This window comes from Flavobacterium sp. U410, from assembly GCF_053570605.1.
On sequence record NZ_JBSEFI010000054.1, the window covers coordinates 1 to 956 of the forward strand.

2 protein-coding genes are annotated in these 956 nt (G+C 32.6%); both read left to right on the forward strand.

The window, feature by feature from the left end; genetic code table 11:
• A partial coding sequence (locus ACUSJC_RS16760) for a DUF6252 family protein (protein ID WP_449270701.1) occupies positions 1-328 on the forward strand: 328 nt, incomplete at its 5' end.
• Between the two features lie 23 nt (positions 329-351).
• On the forward strand, positions 352-879 hold the full coding sequence (locus ACUSJC_RS16765) for a hypothetical protein (RefSeq protein ID WP_449270702.1): 528 nt from the start codon (positions 352-354) through the stop codon (positions 877-879).
• Positions 880-956 lie beyond the last annotated feature (77 nt).

Sequence of the window (956 nt, forward strand, 5' to 3'; positions counted from 1 at the left end):
CGGAATACAAGGAGATGGTAAAATAGGAATGTTAACAAGTATAGGGCTTAGTACCAACATGCTGGAAATACAAGAAAATGAAACTTATATTTTGACTCTACCAACAGAAGAAAACGCAGCTTCAGGAGCGGGAGGAATAACACAAAATATTAGTACTGGTACATTTGTTTGGACAAATCAAGAAGATACAGGTGAGTTAACCATAACCAAATTAGATTTTACCAATCATATAGTATCGGGAACTTTTTGGTTTAACATTACAAATCCATATACAGGAGAAAGAATAGAAATCCGAGAAGGACGTTTTGATACTTTATTTACAGAATAACGATAAAACAAATTATAGAATCAATGAAAAAAATAGTATTATTAGTATTAGCAGCTTTTACTTTAGGCTGCTGCAATAAAGATGATGACAGTAATGCTTCTTTACCGCCAGCAACACAAACCGGTGCAGGAACGTTTGCCTGTTATGTAAATGGAGAAGCTTTTATAGACACCAGTGGAGGCTGGTTTAACTGTTTTTACCAATATGTAGATGGAGAGTATTATTTTTCTATTAGTGGATATGATGAAAATTTAACTCCAATATCTATTAGCTTAGGTACAAGAAAAAAAACTATTTCTCAGGGGGAAGTCTTAGAATTATTAGAAGATATAAATGGAAATGCCATAGGGGGAGCTTTTTTTAAAACGAGTTCTACAGATGGTTTGAGTTCAAATACAGATTCTCAATACACAGGCGAACTGACCATAACCAAATTAGATTTTACCAATCATATAGTATCAGGTACTTTTTGGTTTGATGTACAACATCCTGTTACAGGAGAAAGAATAGAAATTCGAGAAGGACGTTTTGATACTTTATTTACAGAATAACGATAAAACAAATTATAGAATCAATGAAAAAACACTTTCTTTTACTTATGTCAATTTTTACACTAAGCTGCTGCAAT

Bases quoted from the DNA above. Each gene is read 5' to 3' on its own strand.
- ACUSJC_RS16765 (WP_449270702.1), top strand. From the start codon at position 352: ATGAAAAAAATAGTATTATTAGTATTAGCAGCTTTTACTTTAGGCTGC.